The 21,814-nt window shown below is 38.1% G+C and carries 21 protein-coding genes; 16 read left to right on the forward strand and 5 right to left on the reverse strand.

Annotation, left to right across the window (positions count from 1 at the left end):
• Window positions 1-2: 2 nt before the first annotated feature.
• The gene (locus FHY60_RS01970) at window positions 3-632 is read right to left on the reverse strand and encodes a YczE/YyaS/YitT family protein (RefSeq protein ID WP_139902785.1); all 630 of its coding nucleotides are present in this window, start codon (window positions 630-632) and stop codon (window positions 3-5) included.
• A gap of 435 nt (window positions 633-1,067) precedes the next feature.
• Between FHY60_RS01970 and FHY60_RS01975 the strand changes: the two genes are divergently transcribed.
• From FHY60_RS01975 to pfkA, 4 genes are all read left to right on the forward strand, one after another.
• Window positions 1,068-1,643, forward strand: coding sequence for a TetR/AcrR family transcriptional regulator (locus FHY60_RS01975; protein WP_139902788.1), 576 nt, complete (start codon window positions 1,068-1,070; stop codon window positions 1,641-1,643).
• A gap of 27 nt (window positions 1,644-1,670) precedes the next feature.
• Entirely contained in the window at window positions 1,671-4,025 is a 2,355-nt protein-coding gene (gene lon, locus FHY60_RS01980) for an endopeptidase La (RefSeq protein WP_139902791.1), read from the forward strand.
• 112 nt (window positions 4,026-4,137) lie between these two features.
• Complete coding sequence (locus FHY60_RS01985) at window positions 4,138-4,599, forward strand: flavodoxin domain-containing protein (protein WP_139902794.1); 462 nt, start codon at window positions 4,138-4,140, stop codon at window positions 4,597-4,599.
• A 165-nt stretch (window positions 4,600-4,764) separates the two neighbouring features.
• On the forward strand, window positions 4,765-5,724 hold the full coding sequence (gene pfkA, locus FHY60_RS01990) for a 6-phosphofructokinase (protein WP_139902798.1): 960 nt from the start codon (window positions 4,765-4,767) through the stop codon (window positions 5,722-5,724).
• Window positions 5,725-5,803: 79 nt separating this feature from the next.
• Here pfkA and FHY60_RS01995 read toward each other — a convergent pair whose 3' ends face one another.
• Window positions 5,804-6,343, reverse strand: coding sequence for a DUF4865 family protein (locus tag FHY60_RS01995; protein ID WP_139902801.1), 540 nt, complete (start codon window positions 6,341-6,343; stop codon window positions 5,804-5,806).
• A 169-nt stretch (window positions 6,344-6,512) separates the two neighbouring features.
• Here FHY60_RS01995 and FHY60_RS02000 point away from each other — a divergent pair, with 169 nt between their 5' ends.
• The 6 genes from FHY60_RS02000 to FHY60_RS02025 all read left to right on the forward strand — a co-directional run bounded on the left by FHY60_RS02000 (window position 6,513) and on the right by FHY60_RS02025 (window position 15,404).
• Window positions 6,513-7,508, forward strand: a complete 996-nt coding sequence (locus tag FHY60_RS02000) for a nucleotidyltransferase domain-containing protein (RefSeq protein WP_180375451.1) — start codon at window positions 6,513-6,515, stop codon at window positions 7,506-7,508.
• A gap of 166 nt (window positions 7,509-7,674) precedes the next feature.
• Window positions 7,675-7,965 carry a hypothetical protein gene (locus tag FHY60_RS02005; protein ID WP_139902804.1) on the forward strand — a complete coding sequence of 97 codons (291 nt, stop codon included), beginning with the start codon at window positions 7,675-7,677 and terminating at the stop codon, window positions 7,963-7,965.
• Window positions 7,966-8,062: 97 nt separating this feature from the next.
• On the forward strand, window positions 8,063-8,821 hold the full coding sequence (locus FHY60_RS02010; RefSeq protein ID WP_139902806.1) for a transposase: 759 nt from the start codon (window positions 8,063-8,065) through the stop codon (window positions 8,819-8,821).
• 103 nt (window positions 8,822-8,924) lie between these two features.
• Complete coding sequence (locus FHY60_RS02015) at window positions 8,925-10,172, forward strand: GNAT family N-acetyltransferase (RefSeq protein ID WP_139902809.1); 1,248 nt, start codon at window positions 8,925-8,927, stop codon at window positions 10,170-10,172.
• Window positions 10,173-10,359: 187 nt separating this feature from the next.
• Window positions 10,360-13,707, forward strand: coding sequence for a tetratricopeptide repeat protein (locus FHY60_RS02020; protein WP_163215921.1), 3,348 nt, complete (start codon window positions 10,360-10,362; stop codon window positions 13,705-13,707).
• Between the two features lie 2 nt (window positions 13,708-13,709).
• Window positions 13,710-15,404: a molecular chaperone HscC gene (locus FHY60_RS02025; RefSeq protein WP_139902814.1), complete on the forward strand. Its 1,695-nt coding sequence runs from the start codon at window positions 13,710-13,712 to the stop codon at window positions 15,402-15,404.
• Here FHY60_RS02025 and FHY60_RS02030 read toward each other — a convergent pair.
• Both FHY60_RS02030 and FHY60_RS02035 read right to left on the reverse strand, forming a co-directional pair.
• Window positions 15,399-15,785: a (deoxy)nucleoside triphosphate pyrophosphohydrolase gene (locus FHY60_RS02030; protein ID WP_139902817.1), complete on the reverse strand. Its 387-nt coding sequence runs from the start codon at window positions 15,783-15,785 to the stop codon at window positions 15,399-15,401. The genes FHY60_RS02025 and FHY60_RS02030 overlap by 6 nt on opposite strands.
• Window positions 15,786-15,924: 139 nt before the next feature.
• Window positions 15,925-16,602, reverse strand: a complete 678-nt coding sequence (locus FHY60_RS02035) for a 3-keto-alpha-glucoside-1,2-lyase-like domain-containing protein (RefSeq protein ID WP_139902818.1) — start codon at window positions 16,600-16,602, stop codon at window positions 15,925-15,927.
• A gap of 236 nt (window positions 16,603-16,838) precedes the next feature.
• Here FHY60_RS02035 and FHY60_RS02040 point away from each other — a divergent pair, with 236 nt between their 5' ends.
• Window positions 16,839-17,147, forward strand: coding sequence for a glutaredoxin (locus tag FHY60_RS02040; protein WP_139902821.1), 309 nt, complete (start codon window positions 16,839-16,841; stop codon window positions 17,145-17,147).
• A 192-nt stretch (window positions 17,148-17,339) separates the two neighbouring features.
• Here FHY60_RS02040 and FHY60_RS17715 read toward each other — a convergent pair whose 3' ends face one another.
• Window positions 17,340-17,501: a hypothetical protein gene (locus FHY60_RS17715; RefSeq protein ID WP_163215919.1), complete on the reverse strand. Its 162-nt coding sequence runs from the start codon at window positions 17,499-17,501 to the stop codon at window positions 17,340-17,342.
• 166 nt (window positions 17,502-17,667) lie between these two features.
• Between FHY60_RS17715 and FHY60_RS02045 the strand changes: the two genes are divergently transcribed.
• The 5 genes from FHY60_RS02045 to FHY60_RS02065 all read left to right on the forward strand — a co-directional run bounded on the left by FHY60_RS02045 (window position 17,668) and on the right by FHY60_RS02065 (window position 21,699).
• Window positions 17,668-18,396: a DUF1361 domain-containing protein gene (locus FHY60_RS02045; RefSeq protein ID WP_139902823.1), complete on the forward strand. Its 729-nt coding sequence runs from the start codon at window positions 17,668-17,670 to the stop codon at window positions 18,394-18,396.
• A 15-nt stretch (window positions 18,397-18,411) separates the two neighbouring features.
• Window positions 18,412-19,590, forward strand: coding sequence for a leucine-rich repeat domain-containing protein (locus tag FHY60_RS02050; protein ID WP_139902824.1), 1,179 nt, complete (start codon window positions 18,412-18,414; stop codon window positions 19,588-19,590).
• A gap of 85 nt (window positions 19,591-19,675) precedes the next feature.
• Window positions 19,676-19,900, forward strand: coding sequence for a hypothetical protein (locus tag FHY60_RS02055; protein WP_139902826.1), 225 nt, complete (start codon window positions 19,676-19,678; stop codon window positions 19,898-19,900).
• 151 nt (window positions 19,901-20,051) lie between these two features.
• Window positions 20,052-20,231 (forward strand): hypothetical protein, encoded by a 180-nt coding sequence (locus FHY60_RS02060; RefSeq protein ID WP_139902828.1) that lies wholly within the window; start codon window positions 20,052-20,054, stop codon window positions 20,229-20,231.
• 241 nt (window positions 20,232-20,472) lie between these two features.
• On the forward strand, window positions 20,473-21,699 hold the full coding sequence (locus tag FHY60_RS02065; RefSeq protein ID WP_139902829.1) for an IS256 family transposase: 1,227 nt from the start codon (window positions 20,473-20,475) through the stop codon (window positions 21,697-21,699).
• Window positions 21,700-21,814: the final 115 nt, after the last annotated feature.

Raw genomic sequence — 21,814 nt, forward strand, 5'->3', positions numbered from 1 at the left:
TATTATTCCAAAATATTAATTGCTTTTGCAAGCTTTACTCCATGGGGAAGGAAAAATTGAATACTGGGGCCCAACATCAAAACAGCTATTATGGTGCCTACACCCACTACCCCTCCTAATGCAAGTCCTATAATCAGATAAGTCATATCAAAGGTCATACGGATCCAGCGGTATTGGAACTTAGTCTTGTCCATTATTACAAAAGGAATGATATCATTTGGACCGACACCCAAATTACTGGCTGAAAGTATTGAAAATCCAATTGCAATTATAATACAACCAAGGGCAACAAGCAGTATTTTTACCACCATACTATAGGAGGAAAGGGGGAACACTGAAACTATTTTTACACCTAGGTCGATAAAAGGGCCAACACCCAATACACAAATAATAGTACCAATATTTATACGCTTTCTTGCTGTAAATAATACTATGCCGAAGAATACAGGCAGTATAATCAGATTTGCTTGTCCAGGTGTAATCTTTAAGCAGGTTGCCAATCCTTGAGCAAACACAGTAAAGGGATCAGAACCGATATTAGTTTCCAAATATAAGGCTACACCGATTTGAATTATAAACAAGCCTACAAAAAATAAGACAATTCTTTTAATAATGTTTATAGTTTTATTCATTAGCGTTCTCCTTCGGAAGTCATTATTATTTATTATCATTGTATTATATTTTTTATCATTTTACAACTGCCGTAGAGATAAGTGGAGATTTTGTATTCATAACTAGGCTTGTTTATATCAAGTAATCATAAGGAGTATCTTGTACAAAGATATAATGCATATAAATAAAAAAAGAGCACCAGCTCTTTTTTATTGTAAGTGTATTTTACGATTAATAAGAAAGTTGGGAGGAGGTGGCAAGTGAACTTACAATAGAAGATGTAGAAATTCAGCTTTTGCTGAATTTCAACCATAACTTGTCACTTGTCACTCTTAACTTGTCACTCTCTTAAGTCCTCTCTCAACAAGCACCAAACTATCTATACTTTTACATGGATATTAATTTGACAATAAACGAATGATCGTTTATTATAGATAAATAATAGAGGTGAGTAGATGAGAAAAAAAGATGATGAAAAACAACAGAATATAAAAAGAGCCGTCATAAAACTCATATTGGAAGAAGGTTTTCAGGGAACCTCTATTTCAAAAATTGCAAAGGTTGCAGGGGTATCTCCGGCCACGGTATATGTATATTATGAAAATAAAGACATGATGCTGCAGGATATATATCGGGAATACTCCGAAGAAGTGTTTTTTTATTTACTCAGCAAGGTATCCGGTGAAATGGACGGAAGCCAGCTCCTTGAGGCGTTGATCCGCAGCTACTATGCTTACATCCATGAGCATGAGGATATATATCATTTTGTTGAACAATTCTCCAGCTGCCCGGCACTGGTCAATCATTGTGAGGGGAAAAAGGGAGTTCACAATATATATAGGCTATTTGATGATATGAAGAGAAGAGGTTGCCTAAAGGATTATAGCAACGAAACTCTCTTGGCGATTATTTTTTCACCTATAAAGGCAATATCAAACAACCCTTGCAGTGATGAAATAGGGAAAGATAGAATGCTTCAAGAGGCAATTGAAATAATACAAGCTGCTCTGTTAAATAAAACTGATAATTGAAAAACCGTTATAGAAAGGAAGGAATTAATGATAGGGATATTAGATTTTGATATAAAAAGATTGGTCATTCCGGTATCAGATGGCGTTTTGCTGCCGGGAATGGTTGAAACCCTAAGACTAAATAGTCTTAATGAAGTTGAGTTGGAGCACCTCCAGGAGGAAAGCCCAGTTTGCATAGCCCTGCAGCTAAAACAAAACTTTAACAGTAAGAATCTTACGGAAGCCGACTTCAATGATGTTGGGGTTTTATTTGAAGTAAATCAAATGCAAAGAGAGGATGGTATCTATAAAATAAACATTACTGTCCTGGACCGTATAGAGATTAAAAAGTTGGAAATCAGTACAGAAGCCGTTTTTGGTGAATACGAAATAGCTTCAGATATCATGGATATGACAGAAGAAGAGAAAGAAAATGTACTCGATCAAATGAAAAATGCCATCAGGGAAATCAGCTCTTACTTTAAAGGTGCCCAACCTTTTATGCAGGTAATTGATGACATTTATGATTTAAATAAGCTTGTTGGCATGGTATCACAATATATGAGGCTTACAAGAGAAGAAAAATATGAGCTCCTTTATATACAGTCCATAAAGGATAGGGCCTTGAAATTCGCTGACTACCTGGTAAAGCATAGGGAACATGTAAAGCTGCAGGTTGAATTGGCAGAGAAGTTCAACGAAAAGTCCAATAAAAATTATAGGGAACAAGTATTGAGAGAGCATATGAAAATTATCCAGAAGGAACTCAACGAGGGCAGTGGCACGGGAAATAAGAAGGACTACCGCCAAAGAATAGAAGAAGCCCAAATGCCTGAGGAAATTAAAGCAATCGCCCTAGAAGAATTGGCTAAGTTGGAGAGTCAGAGTCCAAGCAGCTCAGATTATAACATCATCAGAAACTATCTGGACCTACTGGTTGCTCTTCCCTGGAAAACGCCGGAAGTGAAGGAGATAGACATTGCAGAAGCCAGAAGAATACTAAATGAGCAGCACTACGGATTGGACAAGGTTAAGGAAAGAATTCTTCAACACTTGGCTGTTATGAAGCTGAAGAAGGACAAGAAAGGATCCATCCTATTACTTGTTGGACCCCCAGGGGTCGGTAAGACAAGCTTAGGAAAGAGCATTGCAGATGCCTTAGCCAGAAAGTATATCCGTCTAAGTCTGGGTGGTATCAGAGATGAGGCTGAAATAAGAGGCCACAGAAGAACCTATGTGGGTGCAATGCCTGGAAGAATTATTCAAACCATAAAGAAAGCAGGCGCAAAGAATCCGGTTTTGATTCTGGATGAAGTAGACAAGCTGATGAGCGGCCACAACGGCGACCCTGCCAGTGCCCTGCTGGAGGTATTGGATCCGGAGCAAAACAGTACCTTCACAGACCACTATTTAGATGCACCATATGATCTATCTGAAGTTTTCTTTGTTGCCACAGCCAATTCCCTTGACACCATACCAAGACCTCTATTGGACAGAATGGAAGTAATACAGATATCCAGCTATACCGGAACGGAAAAGTTCCATATAGGAAAAAATCATTTAATACCTGAAATTATTGATGAACATGGATTGACCTCAGACCAATTAATCATAGAGGACGAAGCCCTTCAAAAGATAATAGATGATTATACTGTGGAAGCAGGAGTGAGAGGCCTTAAGAAGCAGCTAGCGGCAGTTACAAGGGTTGCTGCGGAAAAGATAGTTTCAAATACCGTGGAAGTACCTTATGTTATCACTGCTGCAACGCTTGAAGATATCTTGGGCAAGAAAGTTTCAAGATACAACAAGGTAAAAGAAGTAAATCCACCGGGAGTAGTAACAGGATTAGCTTGGACGCCTGTTGGCGGTGAAATATTATTTATCGAAGTTACAGACATGCCTGGAAATGGACAAATCATCCTAACCGGTAAGCTGGGCGAAGTGATGAAGGAATCTGCAAGAATTTCCCTAAGCCTGTTAAAGTCAAGGCTGGCGGCCAATAGCTTTAACTTTAAGGAGAAAGACCTCCACATCCACGTGCCTGCAGGAGCGACCCCTAAAGACGGTCCATCCGCCGGAATTGCCCTGACCACTGCCCTGGCTTCTCTGATAACGGGAATTTCCGTAGACTCAAAGCTGGCCATGACCGGTGAAATAACACTGAGAGGCTCAGTACTTCCTATCGGAGGCCTTAAGGAAAAGTTATTTGGTGCCGTAAGGGCAGGAGTGAAAAAGGTTCTGATTCCGGCAGATAATGTGGCAGACCTTAAGGATGTACCAAAGGAGATTGTGGACGAGTTAACCATAATACCTGTAGAGACCATAGAGGAAGTTTTGAGAGAGGCCCTTGGAATAAATATGCGGGACAGGGGGACGTTGTTTTTGTCCCGGGATTTCGTCTAAACTTTAAAAGGCTGCATGACAAATTAACATGCGGCCTTTGTGTTTTATGTTATAATATAAACTTTCTATATTATAATATAAATATAGAAATATATGGGGAGAGGTATGTTTTATGAAGTCCTTAATTATTTATTTTTCAAATTATAAAAACAATACTGAAAAGATAGCTAAGGTATTTGCTGAAAAAATCAATGCTGACTTGATAAACTTAAAAGGCTCCGGTGAAATTAAAATCGAGGATTATGACTTAATTGGATTTGGCTCCGGAGTTTACAAGGAAGACCTGGCTCCACAACTATATAAATGGGTTGAAAAGATGAACTTGAAAGATAAAAAGGTCTTTGTATTTTCAACCAGTGGTGTTGGATTTACATACTATAATAAGAAATTGATAAGGATTTTAAAGTCAAAAGGGGCAAGCTGCAAGGGAAGCTTTGCCTGTAAAGGAAGCTTTGTCAGCAGAGAATTCAGCGATAAGAAAATCTTTGAATTTATGAGCAAGTTTGCAGAGGGGCATCCAAATTATAGGGACTATAGGAAGGCTGAAAAGTTCATTGATAAGGTAGTACAATAATTCATTATCCACATTAATGTAGAAAAAAGGGCATTAATGTGGATTTTTCTTTTTTTCTTGTGGATTATTTTAAAAGTATGTATAAAGGAAACTATTACTAGCATATAGAATAGTAAATTCAAGGTAGTGAATCTGAGAAAAATAAAAAGAGAAAGGAAATTCGATATGAGAACTATAGCAGTGATGACAAGTGGTGGAGATGCACCGGGAATGAATGCAGCGATTAGAGCTGTAGTAAGAGTCGGACTGGATAAGGGGCTTAGGGTAAAGGGCGTACAGAGGGGCTATAAAGGCCTCATAAACGGTGAGATTTTTGATATGAACAGGAGCGCAGTAGCTGAAATCATTCAAAAGGGCGGTACTATACTAAAAACTGCCAGCTGCGACGAGTTTAGAACGCAGGAAGCGCGGGAAAGGTCTGCTAATGTACTTAGACTATTTGGTATTGATGGCCTTGTGGTCATAGGAGGGGATGGGGCCTTTGCCGGAGCCTCACTGTTATCAAAGCTTGGGGTGGCAGCTGTTGCCATACCCGGCACCATCGACAATGATCTGGGATATACAGACTACACCATTGGCTTTGACACAGCCCTCAATACTGTCATTGAAGCAATAAATAAGCTGAGAGATACAGCTAACTCTCATAACAGGGTAAGTATAGTGGAAGTTATGGGAAGAGGCTGTGGAGAAATTGCCCTTTATGGAGGTCTTGCCGGCGGGGCCGAAAGCATATTAATACCAGAAAAGGATTTTGATAAGAATGAAATATGCAAAAAGATCTTTCAAGGCAAGTCCAGGGGGAAGCTCCATCATCTGGTGTTAGTTGCGGAAGGAGTCTGCGATACAAATGAGCTTGCAAGAGAAATAGAAGAGATAACCGGTGTTGAGACCAGAACAACTATCCTTGGCCATATCCAAAGGGGAGGAAACCCATCTGCCTTTGACAGGATCTTAGCTTCCAGAATGGGCGAGAGAGCCGTTGAGTTGTTAATGGAGGGTAAAACTTCAAGTGCAGTTGGTATAAAGAACGGAGAGATCATCGATATTGATATCGATGAAGCCCTAAGTATGCCAAGAATATTCAACGAGAAAATATACAATATGATGAGGATACTGTCTTCGTAGGGTGACAGGGGGACAAAGGGACGTTGTTTCTGTCCCATTGGGACAGAAACAACGTCCCTTTGTCCCTACTCTATGGCTTTTATCGCGAAATATGAAGTATGTCATAAATTGTCCCGCTTTCTGTTTTTACCTTATTTAAATCATCGATGAAGTAATAAGCGGTATATTTCCAAGAATCCGGATTATAGATAACTATGTATTCTGCATTTTCAATTTTCGGGAGATTTTCTTTCACCATATCCATGAATTTAGTTAGGCTTCTCTGCGGTGGTATATCCCTAGTAGTTTCGAATAAATATTTTATATCATTAATTTTACTTGTGGTTGTGTCAAGTAAGGGTACGCCAATGTTGACTTTTTGCCATCCGAAGGAATTTAGAATATTGTCGTAGAATCCATTAAACAAGAACTTATTTAGGCCATTGGTATCCTTCCAAAGGTAGAGAGGGGAGTAACTGTTTTGCATGTTATTATTTTTATCCTTTTCTGTTATTAAGTACAGCTTAAACTTTAAGCCCTCAAAGCCATCGGTTTTATGACTGTTATTTTTTACTCTGTCTTTGATGATGGTCATGTCATAGTCGCTGGGCAGTGTAATTTTGTATTGGGATGCTATCATTTTTAATCACCTCATTTGAATTAATAGAGTGCTTGCAGATTACCTTATAAAAGTTTTTAATAGGGACAGAGGGACGTTGTTATTGTCTCTCTGGGACAATAACAACGTCCCTCTGTCCCTTAAAAAGTGAAAAAACTACAGATACAGAGATTATAGAGGGAGGATTATGATGGAGGCAATGATAAAGGATATATTAAGTGACAAGAAATATGAGTTCATCCATACCAATGAAAACTTGGGGAAGAATATTATCTATTTGACGCTTTCCGGATCAATTGGCTATGGAACCAACATAGGACAAAGTGATATAGATCTGCGGGGAGTAGCTATTGAGAAAAAGGAAAATATATATGGTTTTCAGAACTTTGAACAGTTTGAGGATGGGAAAACAGACACTGTCATCTATTCACTGAAGAAGTTTGTGTCTTTGGCAATGAAAGGCAATCCCAATATAATTGAGCAATTGGGAACTAGGGAGGACCATATCCTATACATAAATGAATATGGCAAAAGGCTTAGGGACAATAGGCAGCTTTTTCTTTCTAAAAGGATAATACACACCTTTGGAAACTATGCCACTGCCCAACTGCGAAGGTTGCAAAATGCACTAGCCAGAGATTGTTACCCTCAGGCTGAAAAAGAAAGGCATATATTAAATACACTAAACAGTCAAATGAAATACTTCTCAGATAGGTATACCAGCTTTCCGGAAGGAAGCATAAGGCTCAATATTGATAAATCAAACAAAGAGTCCATGGATACAGAGATCTATATGGATATCCATATAGACAAGTATCCGGTAAGGGATTTTGTAAGTATATATTCTGAAATAAGCAATATAATCCGTGAATATGAGAAGCTCAACCACAGAAATAGGAAAAAAGGCGAGGACAAACTTTTCAAGCATGCAATGCACCTAATCAGGCTGCTTATTATGGGGGCTGAGATACTGGAAACCCATGAGATAAATACCTACAGGGAAAAGGAACATGAATTACTTATGGACATTAGACAGGGGAAGTATTCCTACGAGGAGTTGTTTAAGATGGTGGAAGTATATGAGATGAAGTTCAGACAAGCTGCAGAGGCAACCACCTTAAGGGAGGAGCCTGATACGGCAAAAGCTGAACAGCTGCTGATATCTATTTATGAGGATTACTTTTGAGGTGCCGCCGCTAGTGAGGTGTCGCTGCTAGTGAGGTGTCGCTGCTAGGGGGAGAGACAAGGGGACGTTGTTTTTGTCCCAGATAGAACTACAACGCTCACCCTTTCGTATAAAGAATGGAGGATGGAAATAAGAGGTATCAAAGATAAGAAAGGTGAGGGATAATATGGAGTTAAAGCCCCAAACAGTGATTAAAATGACGGTAACTAAGAAGAAAGGCTATTGCCCTATTTTTAGGGAAGGTGATGAAATAATCATAAAGAAACATTGCCTGGACATGGAAGTAAATGACCTAAAGAAATATTGCTATGCTACATTGGCGGACATCTATCCTAAATACTATGCCTTAAGAAAGCAACCTGTCGGTTCAAAAGACCATTTTGCGTGCAGAGATAATGGGATAATTGAAATAGAGCTAGAGAGAATGGAAGATGAACTGTACGATTTTGAAAGATAGGGACAAAGGGTTGTTGTTTTTGTCCCGCTAAAAGAAGAATACTTTTTCGGAACCTGGCAATAATCACTAGATAAAAAGTAATTTTGAGGTGATTATTATGCCGAGGCAGGCCAGAAAGTATAGTAAAAGTGGAATATACCATATTATGGTACGAGGTATAAACAAGCAAAACATTTTTGAAGAAGATGAAGATAGAGAAAGATTTATAAAGACATTAAAATATTACAAAGAAATAAGTAAGTACGAAATTTACGCATATTGTCTTATGACCAATCATGTGCACTTATTAATACGGGAAACTATGGAACCGATTTCTTTGATAATGCAAAGGATCAATGGGAGTTATGGAATTTGGTACAATACAAAGTATGAGCGCTGTGGCTACTTATTTCAAGGTAGATTCAAGAGTGAGCCTGTGGAGGATAAGAGATATTTCCAAACAGTATTCAGATATATTCATCAAAACCCGCTTAAGGCAAATTTGGTGAAGGATATCAAGGGGTGGAAGTGGAGCAGCCTTAATGAATATTACGACAAAGTTTCATTCATAGATACTGATTATGTATTGGATATGTTCTCAGAAGATAAAGAAAGTGCACTGGAAAAGGTCAAGCACTATTTAAGTGAAGCCAATGAAGATACCTGTATGGAATACGAGGAAAAACGGAAATTAACGGATGAAGAAATAATAAATTTCTTTATAAAACTGGGAATTAAAAATATAAGCGAATTACAACAAAGCGAGAAGCTGAAGCGGGATGACATAATTAAAAAAGTAAAGGCCATAAAGGGAGTGACTGTAAGACAGTTGGCTCGAATTACCGGTATCTCCAGAAGTGTAATTGGAAGAATGTAATGGGACGGAAACAACGTCCCTTTGGCTCAGAAAATGTAAGATGTGACTTGTGAGGTGGGTGGCACCTAGAGAGAGGGCGCCTCGCCATAAAGGAGGAGTATAAATGAACTATGAGATTTTAAAAGGCAATCCTAAGGACTATGAGGATATTATTGACTTTGGCAATTATGTTTTCGGCATTGATTTTCCTACAATCCTGCCAAAGTTATATAAGGGACATGAAGAAACCTCTGTGTATCACCATATTGTAAAGGAAGCAGGCAAAATAAAGGCCATGGTGGGAAGTTTTCCCCTGGACCTAATGGTTGGAGGCAGTCACTTAAAAGGAAAGGGAATAGGTACTGTTTCTGTTCACAGGTATTCCAGAGGATCCGGATATATGAAGCTATTAATGGATAGGGCTATGGCAGAGACGGAGGAAGAAGGCTGCGACTTTGCGGTTTTAAGTGGTATGAGACAGCGCTATGAATATTGGGGCTTTACCCCTTGCGGACTGTCTATGAACTTGGAGTTTAACAGTGCTAACATCAAACATTGCAACATAACAGTGGAAGATAACTATAAGTTTGTGGAATACAACGCGGATGCGGACAAGCGTACCACCGAGCGTACCACCGAGCGTACCGCAGAGCATACCTCCAAACACACGGACAAGCTTCAAACCAACAATGCAGACAAGCACACTACCAACGACACAGCTCAAGACTTACCCAAGGCAATCCACCTACATAATTCACAGCCGGTTCATGCCGTAAGGCCAGAAGAAAGTTTCATTGATATAGCAAAGTCATGGAACAGCCGTATTTACTTTGTATATAAGAACGATGAATTTGCAGGCTATATATCTGCAGCGGACAATTATGAAAAGATAAGAGAAATGGTATTGGTGGACCAGGAGGACATAGACAAGGTTCTGATATCCTTTATGAAGAACTTTAACATACAGGACACCAATGTAGTTATGCATTTTCAGAAAGCTAAAGAGTTCATGAAACTGAGCAGATTTTGTGAGACCTACTCCATAAATAGTTCTGCCAACATATATGTTATCAATTATAAGAAGGTCATAGAGGCCTTTATGAAGTTAAAAAATACCTGCCAGCCCTTGCAAGAAGGCGCTTTGGTATTGGATATAAAAGAAAAGGGAAGATACAAAATCGAAGTGAAGGACGGAAGTATCAGGGTGGACGAAACCGAGGCCGACTATGATATATCCTTAGCTCATCTTGATGCAAGTGCACTGCTGTTTTCCCATTCCAGCTTCGTAAATGCAGCCTATAATTACTCTCACCCTATGGTGAAGTCCTGGTTCCCGCTTCCCTTGTTCTATCCTGAACTTGATAATGTGTAATATATAAATAAATAGTCGCTGATAAAGGCCGCATGTAATAATAACATGCGGTCTTTCAACATTTATCGGACCAAAAATTTATTATATTTAAAGTAAATACAGATTGTGGTAATATAGAGGGGTGATTTACAAGTTTTGTAGAACTATGTATTCAATGGATAGTTATTACATATTATGGAGTGGTTATATGGAGAAGAAAAGGGTATTTCAAATTTTGGCCATACCGGAAACTAAAGATGCAAAAGCAATTAAAACAGCTTATAGGACACGATTATCAGCCTTTAATCCGGAGGACGATCCGGAAGGCTTCAAAGCCCTTAGGGAAGCCTATGAGGAGGCTATCCGGCTGATAGATGTTGAAGATGATGAGGTTGTTGAAAACACACCTATGGCTCAATGGATACAAAGGATAGAAGCGGTCTACAACAGTTTGTCCAAAAGGTGCAATCCTGACTGTTGGAAGGAATTATTTGAGGAAGACATAAATACGGACTTTGATACTTGTAATGAGGCCAGGGAAGCCTTTCTGAAGTTTTTAATGGAGCACTACCGCTTACCTGCACAGGTGTGGGAACTCATTGAGGAAACCTATCAGCTTTATGCTTCAAAGGAAGAGCTATATGAAAACTATCCGAAGCAATTTGTTGACTATATACTTGAGGAACCGGAAAGCAAGGGATGGATGGACTTCTCCACATTTGAGGGAGAGGACACAGCAGATATTGATGGTTTCATCAAACACTATCTTTCGCTAAGAAGGATGAATGATAATAGACAGTATGAAGGTGTAGAAGAATTATTTGAACAGCTTGACCAAATCAATTTGATGCACCCATATCTTGAAATAGAAAAAATGCGCTACTACCTGCAGGCAGAAAGAATTGAGGAGGCCAAGGAGATTGCTGAGAAACTCCGGGCCAAGAAGCTTACGGACTTGTATGCCCAGTATCATATTGCAGAAGTGAGCCTGGATGCCGGAGACCTGGACAGGGCATTTGCTGAATGCAATGCTATTTTGGAAACTAACCCAAATCATTTCGGCGCTAAGAAAATACTTTGTGCCTATTATTTAAACAAGAAAGAATATAAAACCGCTAAAGAGAAGTACTTAGAGTTACTAGAAATAGACAAGTATAATGAAGAGCTTTCAGTGGACCTAAAAAAAGTAAATGAAGCACTGATTATAGAATACAGAGAGCGGCTTGAAATAGAGCCTAATAACAAAGAGCTCATGCTTGAGCTGGCATGGTGCCTTTTCCAAAATGGACTATATGAGGAGTGTACTGCACTTGTACAATCTATTGAGGTTGAGGACTCTGTTTATTATGATTATTACAACCTGATTAGCCGTGTACATCTGGCTATGAGGGATTATAAAAAAGCCTTTCCTTATGTAGAGCAATGGCTGGAAGAAATTTTAAAGGCTAAGGATCAGGGCGGAGAAGACACAGTGAAAAAGCTAAGAAGACTGCCTTATGCCTACTATGCCATGTCAGAATGCTATCATAGCTTTGCGGAGGAAAAGGGCTTTGATACAGAAGATTCCGAGCAGTGCTTAAAATATCTTGATTTGGCCATAGAAGCAGAAGGAAAGGGCTATGACCTAATCTCTTACTTATCAGCGAAGGCTCAGGTGCTGTTAAAGAAGGGCGATAATAAGGCCTGTATTGATGTCTGCGATGAAATACTAAGAATAAACAATGAGTATTTTCCTGCTTATATATATAGACAGGAAGCTTACTATAACTTGAAAATGGCCAGGGAGGTCGTTGATGATTATTTTAGAGCTGTAGAAATCTACAAAGGGTATGCAAGGATATACCTGCTTGCTGTAAAGGTATATATTGAGTATGAACAATACACTGATGCTTCTAAGGTGATCAACAGTGCCAAAGAGGCCGGCGTTGAGAGTAATGAGCTTGCCTTCCTGGAAATCAAAATACGAAGAATACTGGCAGAGACCAATAGAGAAAAAGAGGAGATCATCTCAGAGCTGGATAAATTCTACGTTAGAGTACAGAAAAAACCTGGAGACTTGGAGGATATATCCCTAATATTTCATGAACAAGCCCGTTGTTACTATGATATAGATCAATATTCGCCGGCTCTGGACAAAATAAACAAGAGGCTGGCGGTTAAAACCAGTGATAACAGCATGATTTTAAAAGCTGATATACTCTATGAGCTAAAACAAAATCAGCAGGCCTTGCCTATTTATCAGGAGATGGTAAAAAAGTATCCGGATTATGCCTACGGATACTATCAGATAGGTAGATGTTATCATGCTATGGGCAAATTGAAAGAGGCTGTTGATAATTATTTAGAGGTAACTGAACTAGAGCCCGAAAATAAATATGTTTATAGTGAGCTAATGGAAATCTATAAAAGACGGTACCTGGAAAGTTTCAAACCGGAGGACTATAGCCTAGCAGTTACCTATGGAAAACGGCAGGCTGAATTGCGGCCCTGTCTGTATTACTATAATAGCCTAGGACTCATATACCTGGAAAACAACGATTTCCAAAATGCCTTGAAGGCCTTTGATGAGGCACTAAAGGATGATAGTGATGCTATTATGTATCCCTATAACAATATAGGTTATACCTATCAGCTTATGGGCAACTATGAGGAAGCCATCAAGTATTATAAACTAGCCATTGACAATCTTTATAAAAATGATTATCTCCCTTATTGGAATATAGCCTTTTGCTATAGGATGACAAGGAGATATGGGGATGCTATTAAAGTTTATGAAATGCTGGAAAAGAAAGACGATGCCAAAATTGCTATCAGAAAACTGATGCATATATATAAGGAAGTGAAAGCCTGGGATAAGGCTTTAGAGCAAGCTCATAAGCGCTTAAAGCTTAAAGTGGGAGAAATGAGCTATTTATTGGACTGCGGAGAAATATACGGTCTTGCAGGGGATAAAAATAATGCCTTAAATTACTATAAGAAAGCTGTTTCAAAATATCCTAAGCAGATTCTTCCCAGTTTAAAATTGGCAGATTATTTGTTTTGGATACTGGGGAAGAAGCGAAAGGCCTTAAAGTATTACTATAAGGCTTGTGAAGCATATGCCCAGAATGGCTCCAAATTTGACGAGGATTTTTTGTATGTATTAGTGCACATGTCACATGTACTTAAGGCCTTGGGAAAGACAAAGGAAGGTATTGAAGTAGCAAGGGCCTTTTATAGCAATATAAATACGGAATTCGGCAGTATAGAACAATGGCTGCGCAATCCAAGCCGCTCCAAGGAACGACTTTACATGCTTGCGGTTATCAATTACAACAACAATGAATTTGAAAAGACCATGTATTACATGAGACTTATGAGAGAAAGCACTAACTGCAAGAACTGTAACAACTGCAAATGTTATGAATATCTCCTGTTAGAGGGAATGATGCTGGAGCTTCAAGGGGATTACCTAGGAGCTTTACAGAAGTATATGGAAGTTCAATATATTGCTCCAACTGATGTGGAGTGTATACTAAAAATAAATGAAATGAAAGATAAAGCAAAAGTGAGGTAGCTATGATTATTGGTATTGATTTAGGAACAACCAACAGTTTGGTAGCTTATTTTACAGAGGATGGACCTGAAATAATTCCCAACCGTTTGGGAAAACATCTTACTCCCTCCGTAGTAAGTATCGATGAGGAAGGACAATTATATGTAGGAGAAACCGCCTTAGAGAGGATGTATTTATATCCCAATACCAGTGCCAGTGTTTTTAAAAGAGACATGGGTAGTGACAAGAAGTACACCTTAGGCAGCAAGACTTTTACTGCTGAAGAACTGTCTTCTTTTATTCTTCGGTCTCTCAAAGAAGATGCCGAATATTATTTGGGAGAAGAGGTAACGGAAGCGGTTATCAGTGTGCCGGCCTACTTTAGTGATGCCAGAAGAAAGGCCACTAAGAGGGCAGGGGAATTGGCAGGACTTAAGGTAGAAAGGATCATCAGCGAACCCACCGCTGCAGCTATAGCCTATGGCCTATATCAAAATAATAAGGACACGAGATTTTTGGTGTTCGACTTAGGCGGCGGAACCTTTGATGTGTCAATTCTGGAGCTCTTCCAGAACATTTTGGAAGTCCATGCAGTAGCCGGGGACAATTTTTTAGGAGGGGAAGACTTTACAGAAGTATTGGTCAACATGTTCTTAAATGAAAAGGGCCTAAAGGCTGAAGAACTTGACCATAAAACCCTAGTTCATATAAGGAAGCAGGCTGAGCTCTGCAAGAAGAGTTTTATGACAGAAAAGAAGCCCCTTATGTCCTGTAAGATCAATGATGAACTCTTAGAAATGGAAGTAGATACAGATAAATACGAGAAAAACTGCGAAAAACTCCTGGAACGCATAGGACAGCCTATAAAAAGAAGCCTGGCAGATGCCAAGGTAAGGCTTTCCGATATAGATCAGGTAGTAATGGTGGGAGGGGCCACAAGACTTCCCGTAATATATAAATATGTAAGTAAACTCTTTAAGAGGTTGCCAAACACCAGTGTAAATCCTGATGAGGTAGTTGCCCTGGGGGCAGCAATCCAGGGAGCTATGAAGGAAAGAAAGGAAGCCATCAGGGAGGTAATCCTTACAGATGTATGCCCCTTTACCCTTGGTACGGAGGTAGTGAAGGAGCTGGAAGGCAGCCGCTATGAGTCCGGCTACTTTTGCCCCATAATTGAAAGGAACACAGTGATTCCCGCCAGCAGGACAGAAAGGCTCTACACCGTCTATGATTATCAAACCACCCTGAGGGTAAATGTGCTCCAGGGAGAAAGCCGCTTTGCTTCTAATAATCTGTACCTGGGTGAGCTTTCAGTGACAGTACCAAAGGCCTTGGCAGGCAAAGAAGCCATAGATGTAACCTATACCTATGATATAAACTCAATCCTGGAGGTCCAGGTTAAGGTGGTATCTACCGGAGAGGTAAAGAAAATGATAATAAAAGGCCATAACGTAGACATGACTGAGGAAGAAATAGAGAAGAGGATGGAAGAACTGGCCTATCTAAAGATTCACCCAAGGGAGCATGAAGCCAATAAGCTGGTGCTCTTAAAGGCTGAAAGACTCTACGAGGAGAGCATGGGGGATGTGAGAAGAGTGCTGGAACAAGAAATTACAAAGTTTGAAAGCGCCCTGAATAGCAGAGACAAAATAAAAATTGAGGAAGCCCGCAAACGGCTTGTGGATGTGATGGTAGAGCTAATGGGTGACCATCTATGATAGACCCTTAAGTTTATCCACCACCAATACATCCGCCGGCACCCAAGGAAGGCTGTCCAGCTCATCTGTGGTTATCCACTTGGCGTCATTGTGGGCATTTAAACGGAGCTCACCGCCGCAAATGTTGGATATAAAACAATGCATTGTAAGGTGAAAAGTTGGGTAGTCATAATCAATAGTGGTCAAATACTCGGAGATATTTATGTCCACCTCTAATTCTTCCTTAATCTCACGGATAAGGGCTGCTTCGCGGGTTTCGTGGACTTCCATTTTCCCACCGGGAAACTCCCACATGTCCGCGAATTCACCGTAGCCCCGGCGGGTAACCAATATTTTATTATCATGCTTTATAATAGCAGCAACTACTTCTATTGTTTTCATAGCCAAATCCTCCGTTAAATATATCTTAAGCATTATAACACTATGGATAATTGGCTACAAGATATGTATAATTAAAAATCACAGATGCCCTTTCTTAGGTGCATCTGTGATTTTTTTAGTTGCTGTTACTATATTATGTTTATCTTGACTTCTTTCTGAGAAGTACAAGGCTGGAAAGGCCTGAAAGACCGGCTACTACTGTTACGCCTAGTACACCTGCATCACCGGTTTTTGGGTTGCTAGAGACAACGCTTGTACCAGTTTCTCCTGCAGCTTCAGTTTTTACAGGGAAGTTATCGAAGCTTACAGATGCAAAGTGTGATCTTACACCAACAGCTCCGGAAGCATATTTATCATCTTTTGCAGTAACCACCGGTTCTTTGCTGCTATCTGCATAAACAGTGATGTCTGATCCCTTTACAACAACCTTTAAATGTGCAGTTTTATCCTTCAATAAACCAGGAATAACCTCACTTCTGCCTATTTCATTCCAGGACTGATCAAACCTACCAATGTAGACAGTTCCGTCTTCACCGCCACCGATGTCATTTATACCTACTGTATAACCATTGAAAAAGTCACCATTCTCAGCCTTTGGATTGGTTACCCTAAAAATTACTCCGGAGTTTGCTATACCGCTTAAAACCTTTACATCAACTTCAATAGTACAATCGCTTATGTTTTCGCCAACCACAGTTTTAATGCTTGTGTCAGCAGGAGCTGTGTAAGCACCATCAGTAAATAGCATGGTTCTTCCTGCATCTTGGCTATATTCTACCCAGCCGGCAGCCTTTCCATCATTAAAGTTATAATCCAAAACAGTCTTTTCTGCTGCAAAAGCTACAGTTGAAATTTATGTAATTATTATGAAATTTTTTAATGAATTGCCTATATAGTTTTATCCGGCAGTAGGATAAGTGGAAGTTTAACCCAAGACAAACTTATTTATATATTCAACAAGGCAAGTGTGATATAATCTTTTATAAATAGAGTGGTCAGGTAATACTAAAGACAGACTGCTGAAAATATATAGATCTATAGGAGGAGAACATAATGAAAATAACTATGTACGGAGCAGCAATTTGCCCAGACTGTGTTGAAGCAAAAGCCATCTTGGAGAAAAGAGAAGATATCCAGTTGGAATACAAAAATATTACCGAAAGCACAAGAACATTAAAGGAGTTCTTGGCATATCGCGATAATGATGAATTGTTTAAAGAAGTTATTAGCGAAGGCAGAATCGGAATTCCATTCTTTATTTTAGAGGATGGGAGAAAGACCCTTGATATTTTTGATTATATTGATGAAGAAAAACCACAACCGGTTAAGAATGTTTGCTCCATTGATGGAACTGGGTGCTAGTAATAGGTAAGACCGAGGATACCAAATACTCAGTTTGGTATTCTCATAAAAATTATTTGTTTATTTTTTATATAAATTTGATATAATATAAATAAGAAATGCTTAGTGCTACCAACACTAAGCATACCTAGAACATTTATTTTGTTTTAGGGCTATTAGATTTTAACGTGAATAGTTAAGTAGAGAAAAGTGCTAATCTTTGCGGGATGGAGCACTTTTTTCTTTGCTTTTTGCTTCTATGTTGAGTCCTATAAATCTAATTTCGATCTTTAGATGATACACAAACAGATTGTGTTGTAAAACTAATCTAATTATGTACACTACAGTAACACATTTTAGAAGTGTTTCTAGCATATCCAATACCACCCCCTAGCTATAGTGAAATGAATCACCAATAGCCCTGGGAGATAAAACACATTAATGCATTTAATGTGGATCGTTCTTTTTTACAATAATTTGGTAACAAATCAATTTTATGATATGATATTAGTAAATCAAAACACTATTGTGGAGGTAGTAAATGAGTTTTTACAACAAGTTAGCAGCTCAGAAGCATATTGCTGGTATTTTAGGGGTATTTCTGATTTTATCCTTTGCAGGATGTGTAATGGCCATAGTTCGAGTGCTTTATACAGGGGAGACAAGTTTTTTGTTTCTGATTTGGAATCTTTTTCTTGCCTGGATACCTTTTACGATGGCTCTGCTCATAGATTATATTTGCAGATACTATAAATCCGGTGGATTAAAAAAACTGATGCTTTTTGGTAGTGGAGCTATATGGCTATTCTTTTACCCAAATGCACCCTACTTAATAACAGACTATATTCATTTCAGCAGAATGAGATTTTTCTCTTTTATGGGTGGCTACAATATGAACTTCATAGTGTGGTATGATTTTGTGATGTTCTCACTATTTATATTTACAGGGTTTTTGCTAGGTTTTGTTTCTCTTTATACGGTTCAAAAATTAGTGGCTGTTAGGCTTAATAAGTTCACTGGATGGCTGATGGTGATAGGTACCTTATTATTAAGTAGCTTTGGCATATATCTTGGAAGGTTTATTAGGTGGAACACTTGGGATATCATTGAAAATCCGGTGGGCTTAATAAAGAGTGTTTTGGGAAGTTTGAATAGGCACTCTGTGGCTTTTACAATCACTTTTGGGATGTTTTTGGTGCTTGCATATGTAGGGCTTTATTTTATTGCAAGGTTGAGTAGGTATGAGGTGGTTTTGAATAGAGAAGGTTAGGGGAGATTTATAGATATGAATTCAAGAATAGCAATTATAAAAAGTAAACTTGATTTATTAAAGTCATTGGATAAAGACTTTTCTATCTTTGGGTCTAAAGAGCATAGGTATATTTCCAAAAAAGTAGATATATCAGAAATAGAAAGGTTTGAAAACAAATATGACTGTTTGTTACCAACAGCAAGGACTTCGAGTATAGGTTTTTATGATTGGTATGAGCATTGGTTAGATTCATGTTTATATCCAGGCGTAATAGTTAATGACCCTGGTATGCCTTCGAGTAGTCCGCAAAATGTCCAGGCATTAAATTATCATGGTAAGAAGCTTACCATGATACCTGAACATGTCTTTGGATGTACAAATTTGACTGAATTAAATCTTACTTACAACAATTTAACTAATGTTACGCCCAAAATTCTTAAGTTACAGAAGATTGAAAAACTAAATCTAAATCATAATAAATTAGGACTTATACCTTTCATAATTAGTGGCCTAAAAAATCTTAAGGTTCTTGAATTAGCAGCGAATGAAATTGAATATTGGGGAAAAAGTATATCTTTATTTAACAAGATAGAATATCTTATAAGAAAACAAAATGCCACACTAGGCTTTGAGAATTTGGAGTTTTTAAATATTTCATCTAATAAACTTAAACAAATACCAAATGAAATAAGAAGGTTTAAAAAACTAAAAAGGTTATGGATAAGTTACAATTGTATTGAATCAGTTTCAGAATATATTTGTGAATTAAAGGAATTAGAAGATTTATCGATTTGGTCAAATAAGCTTAAGAAACTGCCTAAATCTATTGGAAATATAGAGGGGTTAAAAAAATTAGATTTATATAATAATCAGCTAAAAGAAATTCCGGAAACCATAGGAAACCTAAAAAATCTTAAAGAATTAATCTTATATTCCAACAAACTTGAAGCTGTGCCAGCTTCCATAGGTAATTTAAAGAGTCTTGAGATATTAAACTTAAGTAGTAATAAGATAAAAAAGCTGCCGGATGAAATAGGACACCTAAATAACTTAAAGGTATTAGATTTAAGCGGCAATAATATTAGTGAATTACCTAATTCAATGTCAAGTATGAAGAGTTTAAAGGAGCTTTATATAAACAAAAACCTTTATTATAGTATGGATATACGAAAAAAATTTCCTAATGTAACGGTTATTCCAACGGAGAGGTGAGGATATTCAACACTTTTTATAATACGATAGTGGTGGATTTAACGGTCATGGACACTTAAGGTACATTCAGGCTACCAGGGCCGGTTTGTTAAAGCTAGGTATATTCTTTATTAAGTCAGCATTTTCCGATGCTAAATATATAGATATAGATTCGGAAGAGAAAACACTAGATTGGGTCGATCCAGAATCAGAGGAAACAATTGATTATATCGAAGTAATAGAGAATGTTGAAAAGCTGCTTAAATCTAGAGAGCGATTAAGACATGTGCCATTGCCGGGGGATAAGAAATGGTGGCAATTCTGGAAGTAAAGTTAATTCCTAAATTGATTGTGTAAGCAGGACATCCTTATCCACCACAAGGATAAGGGCCCTGCTTTTATTATTTTGCTCCACCAAGGTATATAGGAGCAAATAATAAACACTGAAGTAAAAGCAAAGAATTAAAATAGGATTCCCTTACATGCTTTTTAAAGGTTTATTGAATATTTGTGCCAAAAATAGAACTATAGTGAATATGCCGCAGAGCACAAATAAGAATGAAATAGATGTAAATGGAGCAATTGCGGAAACAATCATAGAGGCTAAAGGGATTGAGCACATAGCAATTGAATTGTATAAGCCACCTACTCTAGCCACATAGTCCTTGTCTATTTTCGTCATAAAGGTTACATTTATGATCATCATGAATAAGCTAGCTAAAGTTCCTGCCAAAAGGCATGTGATGATGAGGCCTGGAATCAATAATGGTTTAGGAGTAATACACAAGATGGGAGCATACATAGATTTGTGTAAATCAAATCTATGTATGCTCTTTTTATGTATGTGTAGCTGGTAATTGTGGAAATAATAACTATAAAATATTTTTGAGAGGAGTATAAAAAATGAACCTATTAGAATTACCAGATATAGATTTGAATAAGGAATTGAGTAAATGTAAGAACATGGAGGACCTTGTTGGCAAGAATGGATTAATGCAGAGATTGTTTGGAGGGATAATACAGCAGTTTCTAGAGGCAGAGATGGAGGAACACCTTAGCCGAAAAAAGTATGAGAGACAAGAGGATGTTGATAAAAATTATAGGAATGGGTATAGTTCAAAGAATATAAAAACTAGCTTTGGAGAAGTTGCAGTAGATGTTCCAAGAGACAGAAAAGCAGAATTTGAGCCAAAGATAGTCAGAAAATATGAAACTGTGTGCAATGAGCTTGATAAGAAGGTTATAGGCCTTTATGCTAGAGGTATGTCTGTGGATGACATTAAATCAGAAATAGATGAACTGTACGGGGTAGATATTTCCCCAGCAATGATTTCTAAGATCACTGATAAAGTAATGGATACAGTTGTTGCCTGGCAGAACAGGGCCCTAGATCCGCTGTATCCCATAGTATACATGGATGCTGTTCATTTTAAAGTAAGGGAGGATCATAGAATAATTACTAAAGCAGCCTATGTTTGTATGGCCCTAGATTTGAAGGGCTGTAAGGACATTCTTGGAATATGGATTGGTGAACACGAGGGAGCAAAATTCTGGTTATCAGTTTGTAATGACTTGAAAAACAGAGGGGTTCAGGATATATTCATAGCCTGTATGGATGGTCTTAAAGGGCTTCCAGATGCAATTAAAGCTGTTTTCCCAGTAGTTAATATTCAGAACTGCATAGTACATCAGATAAGAAACTCTATAAAGTATATCCCCTCAAAGGATATGAACGCCTTTTTGAAGGATTTAAAGACTGTGTACCAAGCCGTAAATGAGTCAATGGCAGTTCAGTCATTGCAAGTGCTAGAGGAAAAGTGGGGAGATAAGTATCCAATAGTTATACAATCATGGAAAAACAATTGGGAGAACTTGTCTACTTACTTTGATTTTCCACCGGAAATACGAAAGATAATCTATACGACCAATGCATTGGAAGGTTTTAATAGACAACTTAGAAAGTTTACAAAGATTCGGACAGTATTTCCTACTGATGATTCTCTTATAAAGGCTCTATATCTTGCCACGGAGCAGATAATGCTTAAATGGACCGCACCTATCCAGAATTGGGCCAGCACACTGGCACAACTTAGTATACGGTTTGATGAAAGGCTTGAACAATATCTGTAATTGAGAAGCCTGTACTATTTAGAATATTTATGTATAATAATAAAAATATTGCACAAAATAATATCAACAAAAGGCTACACTATCTATTTTTAGTAATTCCCCAAAAAATTAAAAT

Origin of the sequence: Clostridium thermarum, from assembly GCF_006351925.1 — a bacterium.
GTDB lineage: Bacteria > Bacillota > Clostridia > Clostridiales > Clostridiaceae > Clostridium_AU > Clostridium_AU thermarum.

What these genes read in the sequence shown, in the direction of transcription:
- FHY60_RS01975 (WP_139902788.1), top strand. Translation starts at nt 1,068, where the DNA reads ATGAGAAAAAAAGATGATGAAAAACAACAGAATATAAAAAGAGCCGTC.
- FHY60_RS02000 (WP_180375451.1), top strand. Translation starts at nt 6,513, where the DNA reads ATGGAGGCAATGATAAAGGATATATTAAGTGACAAGAAATATGAGTTC.
- FHY60_RS02020 (WP_163215921.1), top strand. Translation starts at nt 10,360, where the DNA reads ATGGAGAAGAAAAGGGTATTTCAAATTTTGGCCATACCGGAAACTAAA.
- FHY60_RS01970 (WP_139902785.1), bottom strand. Translation starts at nt 632, where the DNA reads ATGAATAAAACTATAAACATTATTAAAAGAATTGTCTTATTTTTTGTA.
- FHY60_RS17715 (WP_163215919.1), bottom strand. Translation starts at nt 17,501, where the DNA reads ATGCTAGAAACACTTCTAAAATGTGTTACTGTAGTGTACATAATTAGA.
- FHY60_RS02005 (WP_139902804.1), top strand. Translation starts at nt 7,675, where the DNA reads ATGGAGTTAAAGCCCCAAACAGTGATTAAAATGACGGTAACTAAGAAG.
- FHY60_RS02040 (WP_139902821.1), top strand. Translation starts at nt 16,839, where the DNA reads ATGAAAATAACTATGTACGGAGCAGCAATTTGCCCAGACTGTGTTGAA.
- FHY60_RS01985 (WP_139902794.1), top strand. Translation starts at nt 4,138, where the DNA reads ATGAAGTCCTTAATTATTTATTTTTCAAATTATAAAAACAATACTGAA.
- FHY60_RS02065 (WP_139902829.1), top strand. Translation starts at nt 20,473, where the DNA reads ATGAACCTATTAGAATTACCAGATATAGATTTGAATAAGGAATTGAGT.
- FHY60_RS02060 (WP_139902828.1), top strand. Translation starts at nt 20,052, where the DNA reads ATGCTTTTTAAAGGTTTATTGAATATTTGTGCCAAAAATAGAACTATA.
- lon (WP_139902791.1), top strand. Translation starts at nt 1,671, where the DNA reads ATGATAGGGATATTAGATTTTGATATAAAAAGATTGGTCATTCCGGTA.
- FHY60_RS02010 (WP_139902806.1), top strand. Translation starts at nt 8,063, where the DNA reads ATGCCGAGGCAGGCCAGAAAGTATAGTAAAAGTGGAATATACCATATT.
- FHY60_RS02025 (WP_139902814.1), top strand. Translation starts at nt 13,710, where the DNA reads ATGATTATTGGTATTGATTTAGGAACAACCAACAGTTTGGTAGCTTAT.
- pfkA (WP_139902798.1), top strand. Translation starts at nt 4,765, where the DNA reads ATGAGAACTATAGCAGTGATGACAAGTGGTGGAGATGCACCGGGAATG.
- FHY60_RS02015 (WP_139902809.1), top strand. Translation starts at nt 8,925, where the DNA reads ATGAACTATGAGATTTTAAAAGGCAATCCTAAGGACTATGAGGATATT.
- FHY60_RS02030 (WP_139902817.1), bottom strand. Translation starts at nt 15,785, where the DNA reads ATGAAAACAATAGAAGTAGTTGCTGCTATTATAAAGCATGATAATAAA.
- FHY60_RS01995 (WP_139902801.1), bottom strand. Translation starts at nt 6,343, where the DNA reads ATGATAGCATCCCAATACAAAATTACACTGCCCAGCGACTATGACATG.
- FHY60_RS02045 (WP_139902823.1), top strand. Translation starts at nt 17,668, where the DNA reads ATGAGTTTTTACAACAAGTTAGCAGCTCAGAAGCATATTGCTGGTATT.
- FHY60_RS02050 (WP_139902824.1), top strand. Translation starts at nt 18,412, where the DNA reads ATGAATTCAAGAATAGCAATTATAAAAAGTAAACTTGATTTATTAAAG.